The organism is Lentzea sp. NPDC054927 (assembly GCF_053610285.1).
Map to the genome: position 1 here is coordinate 134,718 of NZ_JBSGXZ010000012.1, position 26,711 is coordinate 161,428.

Sequence of the window (26,711 nt, forward strand, 5' to 3'; positions counted from 1 at the left end):
AGGAGCAGCCGGCCGTCACGAATCCGAGCTCAGTCGGCCTGGCCGTCGAGCGCGGCCTGGATCAGGTCGTCGACGCTCATCTCGTCGATGTCCTCGTCGTCCGCTGCCGCCGTTCCCTTGCCGATGAGCTGCATCAACGGCTCCAGCACGCCGATCTCGCGCAACTGGGCAAGCGGCACCCGCGCCAGCAGGTCGCGGATCTCCGTCTCCTCCGACAACACCGCGTCGGCCGGGATCAGCTCGGTCAGCACATGCGTCGCGAGCTCCTCCGGTGACGGGTGGTCGAACACCAGCGTTGACGCCAATGCCAGCCCGGTAGCCGCGTTGAGCTGGTTGCGCAGTTCCACCACCGCGAGAGAGTCGAAGCCGAGGTCGCGGAATGGCCGATCTGGGCGCACGGCGTCGACATCAGCCTGTCCGAGCACCTCCGCCGCCCGCGTCCGCACCAGGTCCAGCACCTCGTCGAACCGTTTCGCCGCGGGCAGTGCCAGCAGCTTCTCCTGGAACGCGCCCTCGGCAACCGGGGCTCCCACAGCGGCTTCGGTGGCCAGCTCCCGCAGCAACGGGTTCGGGCGGAACCCGCCGGAGAACCGGCCCTTGTCCACCGCCGCGACCACCGCGGTCGGCAGCCCCTCGCCGACGAGCTGCCGAAGCGCTGCACACGCCAGGACCGGATCCATCGAAGCGATTCCGGCGCGTTTGGCGTTGGCCAGCGCGTCCTCGGTGTCGGCCATGCCGCCGCCACCCCACGCGCCCCACGCGATCGACGTCGCGGCGAGACCCTGACCGCGCCGGCGATCGGCCAGCGCGTCGAGCATCGCGTTCGCCGCCGCGTAGTTCGCCTGGCCTGGGCTGCCGACTGACGACGACGCGGAGGAAAACAGCACGAACGCGTCCAGGTCGTTGGTCAGTTCGTCCAGCAGCAACGCCGAGGTGACCTTGCTGCGGAACACCGCCTCGAACCGTTCCGGCGTCATCTTGTCCAGCACGCCGTCGTCGATGATGCCCGCGGTGTGCACGACGCCCGTCAACGGTTGTGGAATCGCGGAAAGCACTGCCTGCAACGACTTCCGGTCCGCCGCGTCACACGCCGCGATCGTGACGTCGACGCCGAGGCCCACCAGTTCCGAGCGCAACTCGGCGGCTCCCGGCGCGTTCAACCCACTGCGGCTGACCAGCACCAGGTGTTCGGCGCCGTGCTGCGCGAGCATCCGGGCCACGTGACCGCCGAGCGCACCGGTGCCGCCGGTGATCAGGACCGTGCCGCGCGGCTGCCAGTCCTGCGCCGGAACAGCTGCCGGAGCGGCGACGAGTCGCCGTCCGAACAGGTTGTTCGTCCGCACCGCGACCTGGTCCTCGCCGTCGAGTCCGGAAAGGACGGACGTGAGGCCGTTCGCGACCCGGTCGTCGATCACCGAGGGCAGGTCGATCAGACCGCCCCAGCGCTCCGGGTGCTCCAGCGTCACGACCCTGCCGAGTCCGTGGATCGCGGCCTGCGTCAGGTCCTCGAACGCCGTGCCGTTGACGGCGGCACCGTCGCGGGTCACGCACCACAGCGGCGCGTTGATGCCCGCGTCGCCGAGCGCCTGGATCAACGCGGCGGTCAGCAGCACACCGGCGGGTGCGCTGCCCTCCCCCGCGTCGGCACGGCCGAGCATCGACAGCACACCGGCGAACGACGTGCCCAACGATCGCAACTCATCCGCGATCGCCTCACGGTTCGGTTCAGCGACGTCTACCCGCACGACGCTGACACCGAGCGAGTCGATGACCGCGTCGCTCCAGTCGTCCGCCCCGGCCGTCACCGCGAGCCACGTGCCGGTCAGTTCACCAGACCTGGTGGCGTCCAACGGCTTCCACGTGATCCGGTGCCGCCAGCTGTCGACCAGCGCGAGGTCGGTGCGCTGCTTGCGCCAGTCCAGCAACGCCGGCAGCACCTGCGACAGCGCGTCGGTGTCGACGCTGAGCACGTTCTGCAGCGACCCGAAGTCCTCGCCCTCGACGGCGGCCCAGAACGCTGTGTCGTCGCCGGACGGGACAGCGGGCTTCGCCGAGCCGGCCATCGTCGACGGCCAGAACCGCTGGTGCTGGAACGCGTAGGTCGGCAGCGTGATCTTGCGGCCGGCGCCGAAGAACCCGGCCCAGTCGACCTTCACGCCACGGGTGTGCAGGCGGGCGAGGGCGGACACGATCGCCTGCTCCTCGTCGCGGTCCTTGCGCAGCACCGGAATGCCGCCGTCGACCAGGCCGGACAACGTCGCGTCCGGGCCGAGTTCGACGAACGTCGTGACGCCGCGTTCGGTGAGCGTCCGCACGTTGTCCGCGAACCGCACCGCTTCCCGCACGTGCCGCACCCAGTACTCGGGGCTGGTCACGTCGCCTTCCGCCACCACCGGAATCCGCGGCTGGTTGAACGTCAACGACTCCACTGTGGACCGGAACTCGTCCAGCATCGGGTCCATCAGCGGCGAGTGGAAGGCGTGTGAGACGCGCAGCCGCTTCGACTTCCAGCGTTCCGCGATCGCGACCACCGCGTCCTCCGGCCCGGCGATGACCACCGAGTCGGGACCGTTGACCGCCGCGATCACCACGCCGTCGGTGAGGTGTGGCAGCACGACGTCCTCGCTGGCCTGCACGGCGACCATCGCGCCGCCTGCGGGCAGCGCCTGCATCAGCGCCGATCGCACGGTCACGAGCTTCGCCGCGTCCTCCAGGCTGAGCACGCCGGCGACGTGGGCCGCCGCGATCTCGCCGATCGAGTGGCCTGCCAGGAAGTCCGGCTCGAGGCCCCACGACTCGGCCAGGCGGAACAGCGCGACCTCGATGGCGAACAGCGCGGGCTGCGTGGTGCCGGTGAGGTTCAGCGTGTCCTGGTCGTCGCCCCAGATGACGTCCGCGAGCGCCGGGTCGAGGTGGCTCAGGACCTCGTCGAACGCCACCGCGAACACCGGGAACCGGGCGTGCAGCGCGCGGCCCATGCCGACCCGTTGCGAACCCTGACCGGCGAACAGGAACGCGAGCTTGCCGGAGCGCGCCACCTCGTCCCTGATCACCAGCGGGTTCCGGACGTCAGCGGCCAACGCGGCCAACGCGTCGGTCAGTTCGTCACGGCTGCCGGCCAGCACGACCGCACGCTGGTCGAACGACGCCCGCGTGGTGGCCGCGGCACGGGCGATGTCCACGAGGTCCGCGTCCACGTCGAGCAGGCGCGCGGCCTGGTCACGCAGCGCGGCCGGGGTGCGACCGGACACCAGCACCGGAACCACTCCAAAGTTGTCCACAGATCGCCCAGCGGCCCCTTGACCAGCCTTTTCGTCCGGTACGCTGGAAAATGGGGGGATCCCCGAGCCCGGCGCTTCCAAGATCACGTGGGCGTTGGTGCCGCTGGCGCCGAAGGACGACACCGCGGCCCTGCGCGCGCGGTCCACCGAAGGCCAGTCCGTGCGTTCCTGCAGCAGCTGGACCGCGCCGGTGCTCCAGTCGACGTGCGAGGACGGCGTCTCGGCGTGCAGGGTCCTGGGCAGCTCGCCCGCCCGCATCGCCATCACCATCTTGATCACGCCCGCGACACCGGACGCGGCCTGCGTGTGCCCGATGTTCGACTTGACCGCGCCGAGCAGCAGCGGCGCCGAGCGGTCCTGCCCGTAGACGTTGAGCAGGGCCTGCGCCTCGATCGGGTCGCCGAGCTTCGTGCCGGTGCCGTGCGCCTCGACGGCGTCCACATCGGACGGTCGCAGCCCGGACGCGGCCAGCGCCTGCCGGATGACCCGCTGCTGGGCCGGCCCGGACGGGGCGGTGAGACCGTTCGACGCGCCGTCGGAGTTGATCGCCGAACCACGTACGACCACGAGCACCTCGTGGCCGTTGCGCACAGCGTCCGAAAGCCGTTCCAGGACCAGCATGCCGACGCCCTCGGCCCAGCCGGTGCCGTCCGCGTTGTCGGAGAACGCCTTGCAGCGCCCGTCTTCCGACAACGCGCCCTGGGCGCTGAACTCGATGAACCCGACCGGCGTCGACATCACGCACACACCGCCCGCCAGCGCCATCTCGCACTCACCCGTGCGCAGCGCCTGGGCCGCGAGGTGCAGCGAGACCAGCGACGACGAGCACGCGGTGTCGACCGAGACCGTCGGACCCTGCAGGCCGAACGTGTAGGCGAGACGGCCGGACAGCAGCGACGCGGACTGCGCGGTCTGCCACTCCAGGCCGGTCTCCTCCGGCGACGGCCGGTACTCGCCGCTGCCGCCACCGACGAACACACCCGTGAGAGAGCCGCGGATCGACGCCGGGTCGACACCCGCGCGTTCCAGCGCTTCCCAGGCCGTCTCGAGCACGATGCGCTGCTGCGGGTCCATGACCATCGCTTCGCGCGGCGAGATCGAGAAGAAGTCCGGGTCGAAGTTCGGGACGTCGTAGAGGAAACCACCGCTGCGGGTGACGCTCTGTCCACTGTAGAGGGAGGCGAGGTCCCAGCCGCGGTCGGCCGGGAAGTCCCCGATAGCGTCGCGGCCGTCGAGCAGCAGCTTCCACAGGTCTTCCGGCGACCGCACGTCACCGGGGTAACGGCAGGCCATGCCGACGATCGCGATCGGCTCGTCCGTGGTCACCCTGACCGTGTACTGGATTTCGTCCGCGCCGCCGAGGAGTTCGGTGAGCAGGTGCGCGGCGAGCTCGTTCGGCGTCGGGTAGTCGAACACCAGCGTGGCGCTGAGCTGCAGGCCCGATTCGGACTGGATCTGGTTGCGCAGGTCGACGGCGGTGAGCGAGTCGAAGCCGAGGTCGCGGAACGGGACGTCCGGCTCGATCGCGCTGGTTCCGTTGTGGCCGAGGACGAGTGCCGCCTTCTCACGAACGAGGGTGAGCAGCGCTCCATGCCGTTCATAGTCGGGCAGCTTGACCAGGGTCTGCTGGAGAAGCGGTTCGACCGCGGGTTTCTGCTGCTCGAACTGGCTGAACAGCTTGTTGGACTGCTGGAAGGTGTTCCAGTCGACGTTCGCGACGACGACGTTCGTCCGTCCACTCGCGACAGCCTGGTGCAGGGCCGCGACGGCGTTCGGGGCGTCGAGGACCGCGATGCCGCTCATCCGCAGGTGCGCGGTCATGCTCTGGTCGGTCGTGCCCTCCCACGGCGCGTACGCGATGGAGGTCGCCTTGAGGCCGCGTGCTTTTCGCTGCCGTGCGAACTCCTCGACGATCGCATCGTGCGCGGCTTGCTTTTGCTGGCCGCGGAAACCCCACGTGCCGGCGACCGAGCCGAAGATCACGAACGCTTCCAGTTCGCGATCGCCCAGCTGCTCGTCGAGTTCCTTCAGAGAGTCGATGCCGCCGAGGTGGATCACCGCGGTGACGTCGTCGTCCAGCGTGTCGGTCGTGTTGACCAGGCTTCGGAGCTGCTCGCCCATCGGTCCGTCGCCGACGACGAGGATCTTACCGGTCGGGGTCCACGGGGTGGTGGCCTCGATGCGGCGCAGGCGTGGGACGAACACACCGTCGCGGTGGAAGGCGACTTCCTGCTCTTGCTCGGGAATCGCCCAGGTGTCGGTTTCGACGCGGATCAGGCCGCCCCAGCGTTCCGGCTGCTCGAGCGCGGCGACACGGCCTTCGCCCCAGACAGCGGGTTCGTTGCTCACGCACCACAGCGGTGCCGTGATGTTGTTGTTCGCCAGGGTGTTCAGGACCTCGAGCGGGCTGGTGCCGCCGATCGAGATGACACCGGTGTAGTCACCCGGCACGAGCTCGGTGACCGTTTCGCCGGCGAACCCGGTCGCGTCACCGAGGACGAGCCAGGTGCCTTCGGTCGTGGTGGGGACGTTGTGCTGCTCCCACACCACCTCGTACAGCCAGTCGTCGGTGACGGACTTCGGAGTGGTCGTCGGCCAGTAGTGCTCGCGCTGGAACGCATAGGTGGGCAACGGGATCCTGCGCGCTCCGGTGCCGGCGAAGTACTCGTGCCAGTCGATGTCGGCGCCCCGGACGTGCAGGGTGCCGAGCGCGAGGGCGAACGCGCTGACCTCGTCGCGGTCCTTGCGTTGCGTCGCAACGGCTCCGTCGACCATCGCGGCGAGCACGCCGTCCGGGCCGATCTCGACGAACGTGTCGATGTCGCCCAGGCTCTGGACGTTGTCGTGGAAGCGGACGGTGTCACGGACGTGGTTCACCCAGTAGTCCACGGTCGTCACATCACCGGTGGTGGCGATCGGGATCCGCGGCTGGCTGAAGGTGATGGTGGCGATCGCCGCGCGGAAGTCGTCGAGCATCGGGTCCATCAGCGGCGAGTGGAACGCGTGGCTGACGGTGAGCTGCTTGGTCTTCTCGAACTTCTTGGCGATCTTCGCGACCGCGGCCTTGTCGCCGGCGATGACGATCGACCGGGGTCCGTTGACCGCGGCGATCGACACCTTCTTGGACTTGCCGATCTGCTTCGCGACTTCCTGTTCGGCGGCGAGGACGGAGACCATCGCGCCGCCGGCCGGGAGTGCCTGCATGAGTCGCGCACGGGCGGTGACGAGCTTCGCGGCGTCTTCGAGGGTCAGCACGCCGGCGATGTGCGCGGCCGCGATCTCGCCGATGGAGTGGCCGGCGACGTGGTCGGGCAGGACGCCGAGGCTCTGGACGAGGCGGGCGAGCGCGACCTCGATCGCGAACAGCGCCGGTTGGGTGGTGCCGGTCTGGTTGAGCTGCTCCTCGTCCTCGCCCCAGATGATGTTCCTGAGGTCCGGGTCGAGGTGCGCGAGGACCTTGTCGAAGGCTTCCCGGAACGTGTCGAAACGCTGGTATAGCTCGCGGCCCATGCCGAGGCGCTGCGAGCCCTGACCGGTGAACAGGAACACCGTCGTGCCCGCCTTGCGCGCCACACCGTTGGTGACCTCTGCGCCGTCGATGAGCAACGCCCGATGCGCGAACTGCGCGCGCGTGGTCGCCGCCGAGAACGCCAGGTCCAGCTGATCGGCGTCGACCGCGCGGAACTGGTCGATCTGAGCGCGCAGAGCATCGGAGGACTTCGCCGAAACAACGACGGGGGCCCCCTTGGGGGGATGCGAAGTCCCCACTCCAATAGTCCCACGGGAGGCCGACGAGTCCGGGGCGTGGAGATCGACAACGGCCGAGTTGTCCACAGGCGCCGAGTTGTCCACAGATTCTGCGGCGGTGCCCTGACCAGCGGTTTCGTTCGGTACGCTGGAGATTGGGGGGATCCCCGAGCCCGGCGCCTCCAAGATCACGTGGGCGTTGGTGCCGGAGAGGCCGAAGGCGGAGATGCCTGCGCGGCGGGGGCGGCCGGCGGAAGGCCAGGTCGTGTTCTCGGTGAGCAGTGTGACCGGGCCTGAGGTCCAGTCGACGTGTGAGGTCGGGGCGTCGACGTGGAGGGTGCGGGGCAGCATGCCGTGGCGCATCGCCTCGACCATCTTGATGACGCCCGCGACGCCGGCCGCCGCCTGGGAGTGGCCGATGTTCGACTTCACCGAGCCCAGGTAGAGCGGCTCGGAGCGGCCGGCGAACGTCGACAGCAGGGCCTGGGCCTCGATCGGGTCGCCCAGGGTTGTGCCGGTGCCGTGTGCTTCCACGGCGTCGATGTCGCTCACGGACAGACCGGCGTCCGCGAGAGCGCGACGGATCACGCGTTGTTGCGAGGGGCCGTTCGGGGCGGTCAGGCCGTTGGAGGCGCCGTCGGAGTTGACGGCAGAGCCGCGTACCAGGGCCAGCACCTCGTGGCCGTTGGCCACGGCGTCTGACAGGCGCTCGAGCACGAGGATGCCCGCGCCCTCGGACCACGCCGTGCCGTCGGCGCCGTCCGCGAAGGCCTTGCAGCGGCCGTCGGGGGCGAGTCCGCCCTGGGTCGTGAACTCGACGAACGAGTCGGGGCTCGACATGACCGAGACGCCGCCGGCGAGAGCGAGAGAGCACTCACCGGAGCGGAGCGCGCGCATCGCCCAGTGCATGGCGACCAACGACGACGAGCATGCCGTGTCGATGGTGACCGCGGGTCCTTCGAGGCCGAGGACGTAGGAAAGGCGGCCGGACATGACCGACGCGGTGTTGCCGGTGGCGAGGTAGCCCTGGATGTCCGGGTCGACGCAGCGGCGCAGGACGTTCTCGTAGTCCTGGCCGTTCGTGCCGACGAACACGCCGGTCGCGCTGCCCTTCAGCGACAGCGGGTCGATGCCGGTGCGTTCGATGGCCTCCCAGGCCGTTTCGAGGACCAGACGTTGCTGCGGGTCCATCGCGAGGGCTTCCCGCGGCGAGATGCCGAAGAAGTGCGCGTCGAAGTCCGCGACACCGTTGAGGAAACCGGCTTCCAGCGACGCCGACGCACCGGCGCCCAGTGCGGCCAGGTCCCAGCCGCGGTCGGACGGGAAGGTGCTGATGCCGTCGCCCCCGCTGGACACGAGGTCCCAGAACGCTTCCGGTGACGTCACGCCGCCGGGGAAGCGGCAGCCGATGCCGACGATCGCGATGGGGTCGTCGTCGAGCCTCTTCACCACTACTTCCGCAGGCACGTCGCCGACCTCGCCCAGCAGGAACTCCGCCAGGTCGTACGGGGTCGGGTAGTCGTAAAGCAGCGACGCGGGCAGCGTCAGTTCGGTCGCGGCCTGCAGGCGGTTGCGCAGCTCGAGGGTCGTGAGCGAGTCGAAGCCGAGGTCGAGGAACGCGCGGTCCGGGTCGACGTCGGAAGCGTTGCCGTGGCCCAGAACCGCAGCGATCTGGCCACGAACCAGGTCCAGCACCGCGCGGTTGCGTTCGGCCTTCGACAGGCCCGCCAACGCCTTGCGGAACTGCGGCTGATCGGCTTCCGCGACCTTTTCGGTGGTGTGGAAGCGCTTCACTTCCGGCAGGTCGCCGACCAGCGGTGCCGGACGCAGGCTCGCGAGGGCTGGCAGGAACCGTTCCCAGTCGATCTCCGCGACCATGACGGCCGCGTCGCCGTGTTCGATGGCCTGCTTGAGCGCCTGCAACGCGAGTGCGGGTTCCATCTGCGTGAAACCGCCGCGCTTCAGGCGTTCCGCGACGCCACCGGCGACGGCCATGCCGGACTCGCCCCACGGTCCCCACGCCACCGAGGTGGCCGGAAGTCCTTGCAGGCGGCGGTGTTCGGCGAAGGTGTCGAGGAAGGCGTTGGCTGCGGCGTAGTTGCCCTGGCCCGCGCCGCCGATGACGCCCGCGGTCGACGCGAAGAGCACGAAAGCGTCGAGGTCCTGTGTGAGCTCGTGGAGGTTGCGGGTCGCGTGGACCTTGGCGCGCAACAGGTTCGTGAACGAGCTGGCGTCCATCGACTCGACGAGGCCGTCCTCGACGACGCCCGCCGCGTGGAAGACCGACGTCACCGGGTGCTCAGCGAGAAGAGTTTCGAGTGCTTGGCGGTCGGCGACGTCGCAGGCCTTGACGATCACACGCGGGTCGTCGAACTCGGCGGTGCCGGTTCGGCTGACCAGGACGACCTGCTCGGCGTCGTGGTCGAGCAGCCACCGCGCGACCTGCTTGCCGATCGCGCCGGTGCCGCCGGTGACGAGCACCCGGCCCGGCCGGTAGTCGCGGTGCAGCGCGCTCGGGGTGCTGTGGATGAGGCGGCGGCCGTAGACGCCGGACGGCCGCACCGCGACCTGGTCCTCGCCCGTACCGGCGAGCACGCCGGGGATGCGGCGCGCGGTGTTCCAGTCGAGCTGAGTGGGCAGATCGATCAGGCCGCCCCAGCGCTTCGGGTGCTCCAGCGCGATCACGCGGCCGAGGCCCCACACCGTGGCGAGGTCGGGATTGGCGATCTGCTCGCCGCCGCCCACCGACACCGCACCGCGCGTCGCCACCCACAGCGGGGCGTCGACTCCGGCGTCCCCGAGTGCCTGCACCACAACGGAAGTGCGGACCAGCGCGTCCTCGGCGTCGGCGTTCAACGCCAGCAGCGACAGCACACCGGCGTAGTCGCCACGGACCTGCTCGGCGAGCTGTTCGCGGCTGTGGGCCGCGTCGACCACCACGGTCTCGACGCCGAGCGCCTCGATCAGTTCGGACGCGTCGTCGTTGGTAAGGACCAGCCAGGGGCCGGTAAGGGTGGACTGGGCGGTGATCGGCTTCCAGGTGACCGCGTAACGCCAAGAGTCCACAGTGGATTGCTGCTTGCGGGAACGCCACTGTGCCAGCGCGGTGAAGTCCTCGCGTTCGACCGCGGCCCAGAACTCGTCGTCGACGAAGTCCCCGTCCTGGTCGGTCGCGGTGACGGGTTCGGGCCAGAAACGCTGGTGCTGGAAGGGATAGGTCGGCAGTTCGACCTCGGCGTCGGCGCCCGCGAAGTAGGCGGACCAGTCGACGGTCGTGCCGCGGACGTGGAGGCCGGCCAGTGCGGTCAGCAGCGTGCCGACCTCGTCGCGGTCGCGGCGCAGCGCCGGGACCAGCACGGCTTCTTCGGTGAGCGATTCCTGGGCCATGCCGGACAGCACGCCGTCCGGGCCGAGCTCCAGGAACGCCCGCACGCCACAGCTTTCCAGCTGGGTGACCTTGTCGGCGAACCGCACGGCCTCGCGGACGTGCCGCACCCAGTGCTCCAGGTCCGTGACGTCGTCCGCGACCACGGGGATCGACGGCTTGCCGAACTGGATGCCGCTGATCGCCGCGCGGAAGTCGTCGAGCATCGGTTCCATCAGCGGCGAGTGGAACGCGTGGCTGACGGTGAGGCGCTTGGTCTTGTCGAAGCGGTTCGCGATCGCTTCGGTCTCGGCCTCGTCGCCCGCGATGACGATGCTCGTGGGTCCGTTGATCGCGGCGATCGAGACGCGGCCGGTCAGCAGCGGCGTGATGTCGTTTTCGGTCGCTTGGACGGCGATCATCGCGCCGCCGGTCGGCAGGGCCTGCATGAGGCGGGCGCGGGCGGAGATCAGCGTGCACGCGTCGTCGAGGCTGAGGACGCCGGCGACGTGTGCGGCGGCGATCTCGCCGATGGAGTGGCCCGCCAGGTAGTCCGGCGTGACGCCCCACGACTCGACGAGCCGGTACAGCGCGACCTCGATCGCGAAGATCGCTGGCTGCGCGTAGCCGGTCCGGTTGAGCAGTGTCGCGTCTTCGCCCCACATGACGTCACGCAGCGGGCGGTCGAGGTCGGCGTCGAGGTAGGCGCAGGCCGCGTCGAGGGCGTCGGCGAACACCGGGTAGCGCTCGTGCAGGTCGCGGCCCATGCCGAGGCGCTGCGAGCCCTGGCCGGTGAACAGGAACGCGGTGCGGCCGCGCGTGGTCTGCCCACGGGTGACGCTCGCGTCCGGCTGGTCGTCGCGCAACGCGGTGAGGCCACGCACGAGCTCGTCGCGGTTGCTCGCGACGACGACAGCGCGCTTTTCGAATGTGGACCGCTTCGTGGCGAGGGCGGCGGCGAGGGAGACGAGGTCGGCGTCGACGTCGATCAGGTTGCCCGCGACCTGCTTGAGGGCCTCGTCCGCGCGGGCCGACAACAGCACCGGCACCGCGCCGGGCCTCACTGCTCCAGCTGGCGGAATCGATTCGGATTGGCTGGCCCCCTGGGGGAATTCGCCCCCCATCCCAATCATCTCAGGGAGGTCTGACAATTTCGGAGCGCTTGGGGCCTCTTCGAGCACCACGTGGGCGTTCGTGCCGGACAGGCCGAAAGACGAGACGCCGGCGCGCTTCGGGTGGCCGGTCTCGGGCCAGGCTTCCTCGGCGGCGAGGAGTTTGATCGAGCCGGAGGACCAGTCGACCTTCGTGGACGGCTGGTCGACGTGCAGGGTTCGGGGCAGCACTCCCGCCCGCAGTGCCAGCACCATCTTGATGATGGAGGCGACGCCGGAGGCCATCTGGGTGTGGCCGATGTTCGACTTCATCGAGCCGAGCAGCAGCGGGCGTTCGCGGTTCTGGCCGTAGGTGGCGAGCAGGGCCTGGGCCTCGATCGGGTCGCCCAGTGCGGTGCCGGTGCCGTGGCCGTCGATGGCGTCCACTTCGGACGGTTCCAGGCGGGCGTTCGCCAGGGCCTGGCGGATGACGCGTTGCTGGGACGGGCCGTTCGGGGCGGTCAGGCCGTTCGAGGCGCCGTCCTGGTTCACCGCGGAGCCGCGGACGACGGCGAGGATGCGGTGGCCGTTGCGGATCGCGTCGGACACGCGCTCCAGCAGGACCAGGCCGACGCCTTCGGCGAGGGTCATGCCGTCGGCGGCGTCGGAGTAGGCCTTGCAGCGGCCGTCCTTGGCCAGTGCGCGCTGGCGGGAGAAGCCGACGAAGGCGCCGGGCGTCGCCATTACCGAGACGCCGCCGGCCAGAGCCAGAGACGACTCGCCGTCGCGCAGTGACTGGCAGGCCAGGTGCAGTGCCACCAAAGAGGAAGAACAGGCCGTGTCGAGGGTGACGGCCGGGCCTTCGAGGCCGAACAGGTAGGAGACGCGGCCGGACAGCACGCTCGAGAGCGTGCCGGTGATCATGTGGCCCTCGTCGCCCGGCTGGTCGGAGCCGCCCGCCGAGTAGTCCTGATAGGACGCTCCGATGAAGGCGCCGGTCAGGGTTCCCTTCAGCGACTGCGGGTCGATGCCGGCGCGTTCGATGGACTCCCAGGCGGTTTCGAGGAGCAGGCGCTGCTGCGGGTCCATCGACAGGGCCTCGCGCGGGCTGATGCCGAAGAAGCCGGGGTCGAAGTTCGCGACGTCGTGCAGGAAGCCGCCCTGCACCGAGTAGGCGCCGCCGGGGGCGTCCGGGTCGGGGTTGTAGAGGGAGTCGCCGTCCCAGCCGCGGTCGGCGGGGAAGCCGGAGATCGCGTCGACGCCGTTCATGACGACGTTCCACAGGTCTTCCGGGGAGCTGACGCCGCCGGGGTAGCGGCAGGACATGCCGATGATCGCGATCGGTTCGTCGGACGCGGCCGAGGCCACGACCTGGGTGCCGGCCGGGACGTCGGCGCCGAGCAGTTCGCCGAGCAGGAACTCGGTGAGCGCGAGCGGGCTGGGGTGGTCGAACACCATCGTGGTCGGCAGGGTCAGACCTGTTGCGGCGGCGAGCTTGTTGCGCAGGTCCACCGCGGTGATCGAGTCGAAGCCGACCTCGCGGAACGCGCGGTGCTCGGTCAGTGCGTCGGTCGAGGCCATGCCCAGGACGGACGCGGCTTCGGCGCGGACGATGTCGAGCAGCTGCTGTTCGCGTTCGGCGGGCGGCAAGGTCCTGAGCCTGGCCGCGAGATCACTGTCGGAGGACGTGGTCTGTTCGGCGGTGACGGCGAGTGCGCGGACCTCCGGCAGTTCTTCGAAGAGCGTGGTCGGGCGCATCGCGGTGAAGACCGGGTAGTAGCGGTCCCAGGCGATGTTCGCGATGGCGATCTCGGTCTCGTCGTCCTCGATCGCGCGCTGCAGACCGGCGAGCGCCAGCCGTGCCTTCATGAACTCCAGGCCGCTGCGGCGGATCTGGTCGGTGTCGACGCGGCCGAGGCCGATGTCGTCGGACCAGATGCCCCACGAGACCGAGGTGCACTTGAGGCCACGCGCACGACGGTTGGCGGCCAGCGAGTTCAGGTAGGCGTTACCGGCCACATAGGACGCGTGGTTGCCGGAACCCCACATGCCGGAGATCGACGAGAACAGCACGAACGCGTCGAGGTCCTCGGTCAGCAGCGCGTCCAGGTGGGCGGCGCCGTCAACCTTCGCGGCGAGGATCTCGCTCAGACCCTCCACAGTGGACCTGTCGATCGAGTGCAGGCCGATCACCGCCGCGGTGTGGATCACCGAACGGATCTCGCGGCCTTCCGCGCGCAGGTCATTCAGCATGCGTTCGACATCGTCGCGCTCGGCGATGTCGCAGGCGACGACGGTGGTGGGCGTACCGAGTTCTTCCAGCTCCGCGACCAGTTCGCGGGCTCCTGGCGCGTCGAGGCCGCGGCGGCTGGTGAGCACCAGGTGCTCGGCGCCCTTGTGCGCGAAGAACCTCGCGACGTGCGGGCCGAGCGTGCCGGTGCCGCCGGTGATGATCGTGGTGCCGCGCGGGGTCCAGTCCTGGGTGCCGGGGCACGCGGGAGCCCGGACGACGCGGCGGGCGAGGGTGCCGGACGCGCGGATCGCGAGCTGGTCCTCGTCGCCGGCGTTGACCAGTGCCGAGACGAACCGTTGCGCGGCGCGCTGGTCGAGTCGTTCCGGCAGGTCGATGGAGCCGCCCCAGCGTTGCGGGTGCTCCAGCGCGGCGGTCCAGCCGATGCCGATCGCCTGCACCTGCGCCGGGTGGTCGACGGTGTCGGAGCGGCCGGTCGAGAGGGCGTTGCGGGAGATGTTCCAGACGGGGGCGTCGATGCCCGCGTCGCCGAGCGCGTTGATCAGGTGGACGGTCAGCAGCAGGCCGACCGGCAGGCCGAGCGTTCCCGGGCGTTCGTCGGTGGGCAGCAACGAGACGATGTGGTCGGTCTCGATCAGCTTCGCTGCCACGGCAGCGCGGTCGTCGTTGGCGTCCAGGACGATCCGCTGCACGTCGCCAAGTGCTTGGACGATGTCGGTGTCGTCGATGCCGTCCGTGGTGATGAGGGCCCAGGTGCCGGTGAGCTTGCCGTTGTCGAGGCCGCGCAACGGCTTCCACGTCGTGCGGTAGCGCCACGAGTCCGTTGTGGACTGATCGCGGCTGCTCTGCCGCCAGGTGTTCAGCGCGGGCAGGACGGCAGCGAGGGTGGCCTCGTCGAGGTGCAGGCTCTGGGTGAGGGTGGCGAGGTCGGACTGCTCGACGGCCTGCCAGAACGCGGCGTCCGCCGGGTCCGAGTCGGGCGCGGCGACAGGGTGTTGCGGCGGGCCGATCCAGAAGCGCTCGTGCTGGAACGGGTAGGTGGGCAGGTCGACGCGGGTGCCGTCGAGGTGCCACTTGACCGGGAGGCCGCGGACCCAGAGCTCGGCCATCGACGTGTGCACCCGCTGCAGGCCGCCGATGTCGCGGCGCAGCGTGCCGGTGACGACGCCGCGCTTGCCCTCCAGCGCGTCCTGCACGCCGGGCGTGAGGACCGGGTGCGAGCTGACTTCGACGAACACCTGGTGGCCGCTGCCGATGAGCTGTTCGACGGCTTCGTGCAGGTGCACGGTCTGGCGCAGGTTGGTGAACCAATATTCGGCGTTGGTGTTGGCGTCGTTCCACTCGCCGGTGACGGTGGAGAGGAACTTGGTGTGCGGCGTTTGTGGCGTGATGCTCGCGAGGTCGTTCAGGACGTCGTCGCGGATGTCCTCGACCTGGGCCGAGTGCGAGGCGTAGTCGACCTCGATGCGGCGGACCCGGACGCCCTGTTCGACGAGCTTGCCGCAGAACGCGTCCAGCGCCTCCAGGTCACCGGAGACCGCGACGCTGCGCGGGCCGTTGGTGGCGGCGAGGCTGAGCCGGTCGCCCCATTCGTCGAGGTGCGGCTGGACTTCCTGTGCGGACAGGCCGATGGACACGATGCTGCCGCGGCCCGACATGACGCGGCCGATGGCCTGGCTGCGCAGAGCGATGACCTTGGCGGCGTCCTCGAGGCTGAGCGCGCCGCTGACCGCGGCGGCGGCGATCTCGCCCTGGGAGTGGCCGATGACGGCGTCGGGGGTGACGCCGTGGTCCTTCCAGACCTCGGCGAGCGACACCATCATCGCCCAGCTCGCGGGCTGGACGACGTCGACGCGGTCGAGGCTGCCCGCGTTGCGGATGACGTCGAGGAGGTTCCAGTCGATGTGGGGTTGCAGGGCGGCGGCGCACTCGGCCATGCGGGCGGCGAAGATCGGCGACTCGTCCAGGAGCTGCGCACCCATGCCGACCCACTGCGAGCCCTGGCCGGGGAAGACGAACACGACCTTGCGTTCGAGGTCCGCGACGCCTTTTGCCACTTCCACGCCGTCGATGAGGACCGCGCGGTGGTCGAAGGCCGGGCGGAGGCTGAGGCTGTACGCGATGTCGGCGGGGTCGGCGTCGACCGCGCGGATGCCTTCCAGGTGGGCTCGCAGGGCGGAGTCCGACTTCGCCGACACGAGCCACGGCGCTGCTCCGTTTGGCGGAATCGATTCCGATTGGCTGGCCCCCTGGGGGGAACTGCCCCCCATCCCAATCATCTCAGGCAGGTCTGACAATTCCTGGCCAGAGGAAGACGACCCGGCCGCAGCCTCCAAGATCACGTGGGCGTTGGTGCCCGAGATGCCGAACGACGAGACGGCGCAGCGGCGGGCGCGGCCTGTTTCCGGCCATTCGGTCGTGTCCTGCAGCAGCGAGATGGTGCCTGGGGTCCAGTCGACGTGGGTCGAGGGTTCGGCGGCGTGCAGGGTGCGGGGCAGGACGCCGTGTTGCAGCGCCATGACCATCTTGATGACGGAGGCGACGCCGGCGGCGGACTGGGTGTGGCCGATGTTCGACTTCACCGAGCCGAGCAGCAGCGGGCGGTCGGCGTCGCGGTCGCGGCCGTAGGTGTTGAACAGTGCCTGGGCCTCGATGGGGTCGCCGAGCGAGGTGCCGGTGCCGTGGGCGTCGAGTGCGTCGATGTCGTTGGTGGCCACGCCGGAGTTGGCGAGGGCCTGCATGATCACGCGCTGCTGCGACGGGCCGTTCGGGGCGCTGAGGCCGTTCGAGGCGCCGTCCTGGTTGACGGCGGAGCCGCGGATCACGGCCAGGACGCGGTGTCCGGCAGCCAAAGCATCCGACTGGCGCATCAGCAGCAGCATGCCGATGCCTTCGGAGAGGGTCATGCCGTCGGCGGTGTCGGAGAACGACTTGCAGCGGCCGTCCTTGGCGAGCGCGCGCTGGCGGGAGAAGGCGATCAGGGGTTTCGGGTTCGGCATGATCGTCGCGCCACCGGCCACGGCGAACGCGGACTCGCCGGTGCGCAGCGACTGGCACGCCAGGTGCATGGCCACCAAAGAGGAAGAGCACGCGGTGTCGACGGTGACGGCGGGGCCTTCGAAGCCGAACACGTAGGCGACGCGGCCGGACAGCACCGATGGCGAAGAGCCGGTGACCTGGTAGCCCTCGGATCCACCGTCACCGCCGCCGTACTCGATGTACGAGGACCCGATGAACGCGCCGACCTTCTTGCCGCGCAACGCAGCGGGGTCGATGCCGGAACGCTCGACGGCCTCCCAGGTGGTTTCCAGGAGCAGGCGCTGCTGCGGGTCCATGCCGGTGGCTTCGCGCGGGGAGATGCCGAAGAACGCCGGGTCGAAGTCGCCCGCGTCGGGCAGGTAGCCGCCCGCGGTCGTGTAGGTGGTGCCGGGGCGGTCGGGATCCGGGTCGTACATCTGCGCCATGTCGAAGCCGCGGTCGGCGGGGAACTCCGTGATCGCGTCCGTGCCGGCGAGCACCATCTCCCAGAACGCCTCCGGGGTGTTCGCGTCGCCGGGGAAGCGGCAGCTCATGCCGACGATCGCGATCGGCTCGTCCGAGTCGATGTTCGCCGAGTAGCTCAGCGCTTCTTCCGCGGAGCCGAGCAGTTCGGCCAGCAGGTGCTCGGCGAGAACCGCCGGCGTCGGGTAGTCGAAGACGAGCGTGGCGGGCAACGGCAGACCGGTGGCGTCGGACAGCTTCTTGCGCAGCTCGACGGCGGTCAGCGAGTCGAAACCGATGTCGCGGAACGCACGGTTCTCCCCCACCTCCTCGACCGAGCTGTGGCCGAGTGTCGCGGCGGCTTCGGCACGCACGAGGTCGACGAGCTTGCGTCGCTGGTCCTCTTCGGACAGTGAGCGGAGGGTGCGCGCGAACTCCGAGTCGTCGCGCTTGACCTCCTCGACGACCGCGAGTGCCTTGACCTCGGGGAGATCGGACAGCAGCGGCGACGGACGGACCGACGTGAACAGCGGGAAGTAGGTGTCCCAGTTGATGTCCACGACGGTGACGCAGGTGTCGTCGTGCATCACGGCACGGTTCAGTTCGACGACGGCCTGGCCGGGCTGCAGGAACGTCAGGCCGCGGCGGGCGAGGTTGTCGGACATGGCTTCGTGCGTCGCCATGCCGACCTCAGCCCACGGGCCCCACGCGATCGAGGTCGCCCGCAGGCCACGCGCACGGCGTGCCTCGGACAACGCGTCGCAGTAGGCGTTCGCGGCACCGTAGGCAGCCTGGCCGCCGCTGCCCCACACGCCCGCGATCGAGCCGAACAGCACGAAGAAGTCGACCTCGCCGACCAGCGCGTCGAGGTTCGCGGCGCCGATCACCTTGGCGGACAACACGTCCGCGAAGTCGTCCAGCGATGTCAGCTCAAGCGGCGCGTGCTGTGCGGCACCAGCGGTGTGCACGACACCGGACAGGTCGGAGATCCCCTGCACGACATCCGCGAGCGCCTCTCCGTCAGCGACATCGCAGGCAACGATCGAGACTCGCGGACCGAGTTCTTCCAGTGCGGCCTTCAGTTCGGCGGCACCAGGAGCGTCCATGCCGCGGCGCGACGTCAGCACCAGGCCGGAAACACCGCGCTCGGCCAGCCATTTCGCCGTCGTGGCGCCGAGTCCGCCGGTGCCACCGGTGATCAGTACGGTGCCGTGAGCGGTGTAGTCGGACGGCAGCGCGTCGACCGGGCGATGGGCCAGGCGCCGGCCCAGCACACCGGACGAACGCACCGCGAGCTGGTCCTCACCTTCCAGGCCGGCGACGCAGGAAACGAAGCGGCGCAACGCGTTCTCGTCCAGCACCTCGGGCATGTCGATCAGACCGGCCCAGCGCTGCGGGTACTCCAGTGCCGCCGCACGGCCGAAGCCCCACACCGCGGCCTGCGCGGCCGACCGCACCGAGTCCGAGGTCTCTGCGGCGACCGCGCCGGACGTGACCGCCCACACCGGCACCTCGACCGACTTGACCAGCAGGATCGACTGCTCCAGCCCGGTGGTCAGGACCTGCGCGGGCGACTCGTCCAGCGCCACCAACGACACCACGAGATCACACTCGGGCACATCGGCGACCGAGGTGACGACAGTGACCTCGGCGCCGTGAGCCGCGAGCACCACGCGATACGGCTCGGCGTCGACGGCCGGAGTCGTGAGAATCGCGATGTGGCCGGACAACACCGGCGTGCCGGTGACGCGGACCGGTGCCCACAGCACCCGGTAGCGCCACGCGTCGAGCAGCGACTTCTCCTGGTTGCCCGCGCGCCACGACGACAGCGCCGGAATCAGCTCGTTCAGCGACGAGCTCTGCTCCTCGCCCAGCCGCAGCAGGGCCGCGAGTTCGCGGGCGTCACCGCGTTCGATGGCCGCCCACAGCTTGGCGTCCGCCGGGTCCGCCTCCGTCACGACCGGGGCGGTCGAACCGAGCGGCCAGTAGTACTCGTGCTGGAACGCGTACGTCGGCAGCGACACCCGATGCGCCGGGCCGTAGTAGGTCTTCCAGTCGACGGACACGCCCGTGGCGTACAGGCGTCCCAGCGCCAGCGCGACCGACGCCTCTTCCGAACGGTCCTTGCGCAGAACCGGGATCGCACCGTCGACCAGGGCGGAGAGCGCACCCTCCGGGCCGATCTCCACGAACGTCGTCACGCCGGCCGCGCGTGCCGACTCGACCGCGTCGTGGAAGCGGACGGTCTCGCGGACGTGCCGCACCCAGTAGTCGGCTTGCTCGACATTCCCGCCAGCGAACAGCGGGATCGTCGGATTGTTGAACGAAAGACTGTCGACCACCTGCCGGAACTCGTCCAGCATCGGCTCCATCAGCGGCGAGTGGAACGCGTGCGATACCGAAAGTTGCTTGGTCTTGCGATCGTTAAAGGCTATAACTATCGCTAGAACCTCTTGCTCCGCGCCTGCGACGGTCACCGAGTCCGGGCCGTTGATCGCGGCGATCGAGACACCGGAGGTGAGCAGCGGGGTGACTTCGGCTTCCGTCGCCTGGACGGCGACCATGGCGCCGCCGGTCGGCAGCGCCTGCATGAGGCGGGCGCGCGCGGCAACCAGGGTGCAGGCGTCGTCCAGGGACAGCACGCCGGCGACGTGCGCGGCGGCGATCTCGCCAATCGAGTGGCCGACCAGGGCGTTGACCTTCACGCCCCACGACCGCACGAGGCGGAACAGCGCCACCTCGAACGCGAACAGGGCGAGCTGGGCGTTGCCGGTCTGCTGCAGCTCTTCCTCGGAGGAACCCCACATGACGTCGCGGACGGGCAGCCGGTCGAGCACCTCGTCCAGCGCGGCCGCGAACACCGGGTAGCGGGCGTAGAGCTCGCGGCCCATGCCGAGGCGCTGCGATCCCTGTCCGGAGAACAGGAACGCCACCTTGCCCGGCGCGACCTCGCCCTCGACCAGGGCCGCGTCGGAGTTCTCCGTCGCCAGGGCACCCAGCGCGCGCAGCAGCGACTCACGGTCGGCAGCGATCACCGCGGCCCGCTGGTCGAAGGCCGAACGCGTCGTCGCCAGCGAGAAAGCCAGGTCACGCAACGAGACATCAGAAGATTCGACGAACGAACGCAGGCGGGCCGCCTGTCCCCGCACCGCACGCCGGGTGCGACCCGACAACACCACCGGCACGACGGCATCCGAAGGCTCGGAAACCGGAGCGTCGACGGCCGGCGGCTGCTCAACGATGACGTGCGCGTTAGTACCCGAGATGCCGAACGACGAGACACCGGCACGGCGCGGCCGGGAGACCTCAGGCCACGCGCGGGAAGAGGTCAGCAGCTCGACAGCGCCCTCGGACCAGTCGACGTGAGAGGAAGCCGTGGTGACGTGCAGGGTCTGCGGCAGCACACCGTGGCGCATCGCCTGCACCATCTTGATCACGCCGGCGACACCCGCGGCGGCCTGCGTGTGGCCCATGTTCGACTTCACCGAGCCGAGCAGCAGCGGTTCCGAGCGGTTCTGGCCGTAGGTCGCGAGCAACGCCTGCGCCTCGATCGGGTCGCCCAGGGTCGTGCCGGTGCCGTGCGCTTCGACGACGTCCACATCGGACGAACCCAGTCCGGCATTGGCCAAGGCCGCACGGATCACCCGCTGCTGAGCCGGTCCGTTCGGCGCCATCAGGCCGTTCGATGCGCCGTCCTGGTTCACCGCGGAACCACGAATGACGGCAAGAATCGGGTGTCCGTTGCGCACGGCGTCGGACATGCGCTCCAGCACCACGACACCGGCGCCTTCGGACCAGCCCACGCCGTCGGCCGAGTCGGAGAACGCCTTGCAACGGCCGTCCGGCGACAGGCCGCGCTGCCGGGAGAACTCGATCAACGCGGTCGGGGTGGACATGACCGTGACACCACCGGCGAGCGCCAGCGAGCACTCCCCCGCGCGCAGGGCCTGCATGGCCCAATGCATTGCCACGAGCGAAGAAGAGCAAGCGGTGTCGACCGTGACCGCAGGGCCTTCCAGGCCCAGGGTGTAGGAAACGCGACCGGACACAATGGACGGTGAGGTGCCGGAGCCTTGGAAGCCCTCGAAGTCACCGCCGCCGAGCCGCGCGCCGTAGTCGTTGTACATCACGCCCGCGAACACGCCGGTCTGCGTGCCGCGCAACGACACCGGGTCGATCCCGGCGTGTTCGACCGCCTCCCAGACGACCTCCAGCAGGATGCGCTGCTGGGAGTCGGTGCCGAGGGCTTCGCGGGGTGACATGCCGAAGAACCCGGCGTCGAACTCGCCGGCGTCGTGCAGGAAGCCACCGGAGCGCGAGTAGGTCGTGCCGGGGTGGTCGGGGTCGGGGTGGTAGAGGTTCTCGAGGTCCCAGCCGCGGTTCGACGGGAGGCCGGACACAGCGTCGCCGCCTTCGGACACCAGCCGCCACAGGTCGTCGGCCGAGCCGATGCCGTCCGGGTAACGACAGCCCATGCCGACGATCACGATCGGGTCGTCGGACACGGCGGCCCGGACCTCGGCCGGGACAACGACATCGGCAGCGCCGTCGAACAGTTCGTCCAGCAGGTGCACGGCCAGTGCGACGGGGGTCGGGTAGTCGAACACCATCGTCGCGGGCAGCCGCAGCCCCGTCACCGCGGTCAGCTGGTTGCGCAGCTCGACGGCGGTCAGCGAGTCGAAGCCGAGGTCCTGGAACTGGCGGGTGGCCTCGATCTCGTCACCGGACGCGTGGCCGAGGACGGCCGCGACCTGGCCGCGGACCAGTTCCAGCACCGCGTCCGTGCGCTCCTCCGCGCCCAGACCGGAAAGCCTGCGTATCAACGTGTCCGCGGTCTCCGAACCCGAGGCCGCGCGCCGCGTCCGAACCCGGATCAGGCCGCGCAGCAACGGTGGCACCTCACCGCGTTGCCGCAACGTGGCGAGGTCGAGCCGGGCCGGAACCAGTGCGGCGCGGGAAGAAGCCACCGCGCGGTCGAACAACGCCAGGCCCTGCTCGACGGTCAGCGGCGGCATTCCGGTGCGCGCCATCCGTTCGGCGTCGGCCTCGGTGAGCATGCCGTCACCGGCCCAGGCTCCCCAGGCCAGCGAGACGGTGTTAGGGCGGTACTCCGCGAGCGCGTCCAGGAAGTGGTTGCCGGCCGCGTAGTTCGCCTGACCGGCCGTGCCCCAGGTGCCGGCGAGCGACGAGAACAGCACCAGCGGCACCGACGGCAACGCCTGAGCCAGGTTCCAGGCCGCGTCGACCTTGGGACGTAGCACCGCGTGCAGGCGATCCGGGGTCAGCGACGAGATCACTCCGTCGTCCAGCACACCGGCGCTGTGCACGACGGCCGAGATCTCGTGCTCGGCCAGCAAGGTGGCCAGCGCCGAGGCGTCCGCGACATCGCATGCAACGACGGAGACGTTGGCGCCCAACGACTCCAGCTCAGCAACGTCACCCGTGCCGCGGCGGCTGACCAGCACCAGGTCGCGCACACCGTGCTCGGCGACGAGGTGCCGCGCGATGACCTTGCCGAGACCACCGGTGCCACCGGTGATGAGGACCTTCGAACCCCACTCGATCGGGGCCTCCTCGATCTCGGCGCGGGCCAGGCGAGGCGCGTAGATCTCGCCGTCCCGGATGGCCAGCTGCGGCTCCTCGGATGCGACAGCGGCGGCGAGCGCGACATTGGAGGCGTCCGTGCCGTCGAGCTCGATCAGCGAGAAGCGGCCCGGTGACTCGGACTGCGCCGAACGCACCATCCCCCACACCGCCGCCGACGCGAGGTCGGCGCTGCTCGTGACGAACACGACGCGCTCGTCGCGTTCCTCCTGCAGCAGGCCGAGCACCCGCTCGGTCAGTTCGTGGACCGAAGCGACAACGTCTTCGTTGCCCTGCAAATGAAGGACGAGGGCGTCGGAACTGTCGGTTGCGGGAACGGTCACCGGCACCCAGTCGACCTGGAACAGCGAGTCGCGGTCCACAGAGGACTCCGCCGCGACCGCGCGCACCACCAGCGAGTCGACCGACGCGACCGGCGCACCGGCTCCGTCGACGGCCGCGATGGCGTAGGCGTTGTCACCGGAGCGGGTCAGGCGGACGCGCAGCGAGGAGGCGCCGGTCGCGTGCAGGGACACGCCTTCCCACGAGAACGGCAGGCCCGCGTCGCCCTCGCCCGAGACGAGCGCGGCGTGCAGGGCGGCGTCCAGCAGTGCCGGGTGCAGGCCGAATCCGGCCGGGTCGACGCCTTCCGGCAGTGCGACCTCGGCGTAGACGACGCCGTCCGTGCCGCGCCAGGCCGCTTCGAGTCCCTGGAAGACCGGGCCGTACTCGAAGCCCATCGCGGCGAAGTTCTCGTAGCAGCCGTCGATGTCGAGGGCCGTGACGCCGGCGGGCGGCCACACCGAGGTGTCGAACTCCGCCTCACGTGCGGGCGCGCCCAGGAGGCCGATCGCGTGCTGCGTCCACGGTTCGTCGTCGGAACCCTCGGCGCGCGAGTAGATCTTGACGGTGCGGCGGCCGTTCGCGTCGGCGTTGCCGATCCACAGCTGCACCTGGACGCCGCCGCGTTCGGGCACGATCAGCGGTGCGGTCAGCGTCAGCTCTTCGACGCGGTCGCAGCCGACCTCGTCCCCCGCGCGGATCGCGAGCTCCAGATATGCGGTGCCGGGCAACAGAACCGCGCCGCGCACGGCGTGATCGACGAGCCACGGGTGGGTCTGGCGGGTCAGGCGGCCGGTGAGCAGCGCGCCGTCCTGGTCGGCGAACGACACGGTGGCGGTGAGCAGCGGGTGGTGCGCGGCGCCGAGGCCGGCGGCGCGCGGGTCCTGGAAACCGCCGCCGCCCTTCGGCCAGTAACGCTTGGTCTGGAACGCATACGTCGGCAGGTCGACGCGCTTCGCGTTGGTGTGGGCGAAGTACGCCTGCCAGTCGATCCTGGTGCCGCGGACGTGCAGTGCGGCCAGGGCGGACGTGATCGCCTCGACCTCGTCGCGACCCTTGCGCAGCAACGGGATGGCGCCGTCTTCGACCAGCGCGGACAGGATGCCGTCGGGGCCGATCTCCAGGAACTGCGTGACGCCGTGGGCCGTGAGCCAGCTGATGCCGTCGGCGAACCTGACGGCGTCGCGGACGTGGCCGACCCAGTACTCCGCCGTGGTGATCTGCTCGACGCGGGCCTGTTCGCCGGTGACGTTGGAGATCAGCGGGATGATCGGTGCCGCGAAGGAGATGTCCGCGATCGCTTCGCGGAACTCGTCGAGCATCGGTTCCATCAGCGGCGAGTGGAACGCGTGGGAGACGTTGAGCTGCTTGGTCTTGCGGTCGTCGAAGTGCTGGGCGACCGCGCGGGTCTCCGCCTCGGTGCCCGCGATGACGATGCTCGCCGGGCCGTTGATCGCGGCGATGGACACGCCGGCGGTCAGGTGCGGGGTGACCTCGGCCTCGGTGGCCTGGACGGCGATCATCACGCCGCCGGCGGGGAGGTCCTGCATGAGCCGCGCGCGGGCTTGGACCAGCTTGGCCGCGTCCTGGAGGCTGAACACGCCGGCGATGTGGGCGGCGGCGATCTCACCGATGGAGTGGCCGGCGACGAAGTCCGGCTTCAGGCCCCAGGACTCGGCGAGGCGGTAGAGGGCGACCTCGATGGCGAACAGCGCGGGCTGGGTGTGGCGGGTCTGGTTGAGGGCTTCGGGGTCTGTGCCCCAGATGATGGCCTTGAGGGACGGGTCCAGGTGCTCCAGGACCGCGTCGAAGGCTTCCGCGAAGACCGGGAAGCGGGCGTGGAGCGTCTTGCCCATGCCGAGGCGCTGGGCGCCCTGGCCGGTGAACAGGAAGGCCTGCTTGGCCCGGGCGGCGGTGCCTTGGAGGAGGCCGGGCGCCGGGGTGCCGTCGAGGAGGGCTTCGAGGCCGGTGCGGAGGTCACCGATGATCGCGGCGCGATGGTCGAACGACGCGCGGGTGGTCGCGAGAGAGTATGCGAGGTCGAGCGGCGGGGCGTCAGCTGCCAGGAGTCGTTCAGCCTGCGCGCGCAGAGCTTCGCGCGAACGACCAGATATGAGGTACGGAAACGTATCTGTCTCAACAGTCGAGGGCTCTTCGACGACTTCCGGGGCGGGCGCTTCCTCGATGATCGTGTGCGCGTTGGTGCCGGAGAGGCCGAACGATGAGACGGCGGCGCGGCGGGGCTGGCCGGTGGTGGGCCACGGGGTGTTCGAGGTGGCCAGCTGGACGGCGCCGGCTTCCCAGTCGACATGGGTCGACGGGGTGTCCACGCCGAGGGTCTGGGGGACGACGCCGGCGCGGATGGCCATGATCATCTTGATCACGCCGGCCACGCCCGCGGCGGCCTGGGTGTGGCTGATGTTGGACTTGATCGACCCGAGCAGCAGGGGCTGGTCGGTGGAGCGGTTGCGGCCGTAGGTGGCGAGCAGGGCCTGGGCTTCCACCGGGTCGCCCAGGACGGTGCCGGTGCCATGGGCTTCCACAACGTCGATCTGGTCGCTGGTCAGGCGGGCGTTCACGAGGGCGGACTTGATGACGCGCTGCTGCGACGGGCCGTTCGGGGCGGTCAGGCCGTTGGAGGCGCCGTCCTGGTTGACGGCGGAACCGCGCAGGACGGCCAGGACCTCGTGGCCGTTCTTGCGCGCGTCGGACAACCGCTCGAGAACCAGCATGCCGACGCCCTCGGACCAGCCCGTGCCGTCGGCGGCGTCGGCGAACGAGCGGCAGCGGCCGTCGGAGGACAGGCCACCCTGGCGGGAGAACTCGACGAAGGTCGCGGGGTTCGCCATGACGGTGACGCCACCGGCCAGTGCCAGTGCCGACTCACCGGCGCGCAGTGACTGCATCGCGAGATGCATTGCCACCAAAGAAGAAGAGCAGGCGGTGTCCAGGGTGACGGACGGGCCCACGAAGCCGAGGGTGTAGGAGATGCGGCCGGAGATCACCGAGTTCGACGAACCCAGCATGACCATGCCCTCGCCGCCCTCGCCGGGGCCGAGCTGGTAGTCCTGGTTCATCGCGCCCGCGAAGACGGCGGTCTGGCTGCCCTTCAGCGCGTGCGGGTCGATGCCCGCGCGTTCCAGGGCCTCCCAGGTGACCTCCAGCAGCACGCGCTGCTGCGGGTTCATGCCGAGGGCTTCGCGGGGCGAGATGCCGAAGAAATCGGCGTCGAACTCGCCGGCGCCCTCCAGGAAGCCGCCCTGATCGCTCGACGACAGGGCGAGCATCTCGGGGTCCCAGCCGCGATCCGACGGGAAGGCGCGGATGCCGTGCTCCCCGTTCACGACCATCTGCCACAGATCTTCGGGACTGCGCACCCCGCCGGGGAAGCGGCAGCCGATGCCGACCACGGCGATCGGTTCCGCCGCGGCCGCCTCGAGATCCTGCAGGCGCCGCTTGGTGCGCTGAAGGTCCGTGCTGGCCCGGCGGAGGTAGTCCCGGAGCTTCTGTTCGTTGTCCATCCCACAACCCATCTCGAGACGCGACCTGTCAGGAATCCTCGCGTCCGAGCG

1 protein-coding gene is annotated in these 26,711 nt (G+C 70.1%); it reads right to left on the reverse strand.

All coding sequences use genetic code 11. From position 1 onward, the window contains the following. Window positions 1-29: 29 nt before the first annotated feature. Entirely contained in the window at window positions 30-26,660 is a 26,631-nt protein-coding gene (locus ACWGE0_RS19565) for a type I polyketide synthase (RefSeq protein WP_452262303.1), read from the reverse strand. Between the last annotated feature and the right edge of the window lie 51 nt (window positions 26,661-26,711).

Excerpts from the sequence above, each read along its gene's own strand:
- ACWGE0_RS19565 (WP_452262303.1), bottom strand. The coding sequence starts at position 26,660 with ATGGACAACGAACAGAAGCTCCGGGACTACCTCCGCCGGGCCAGCACG.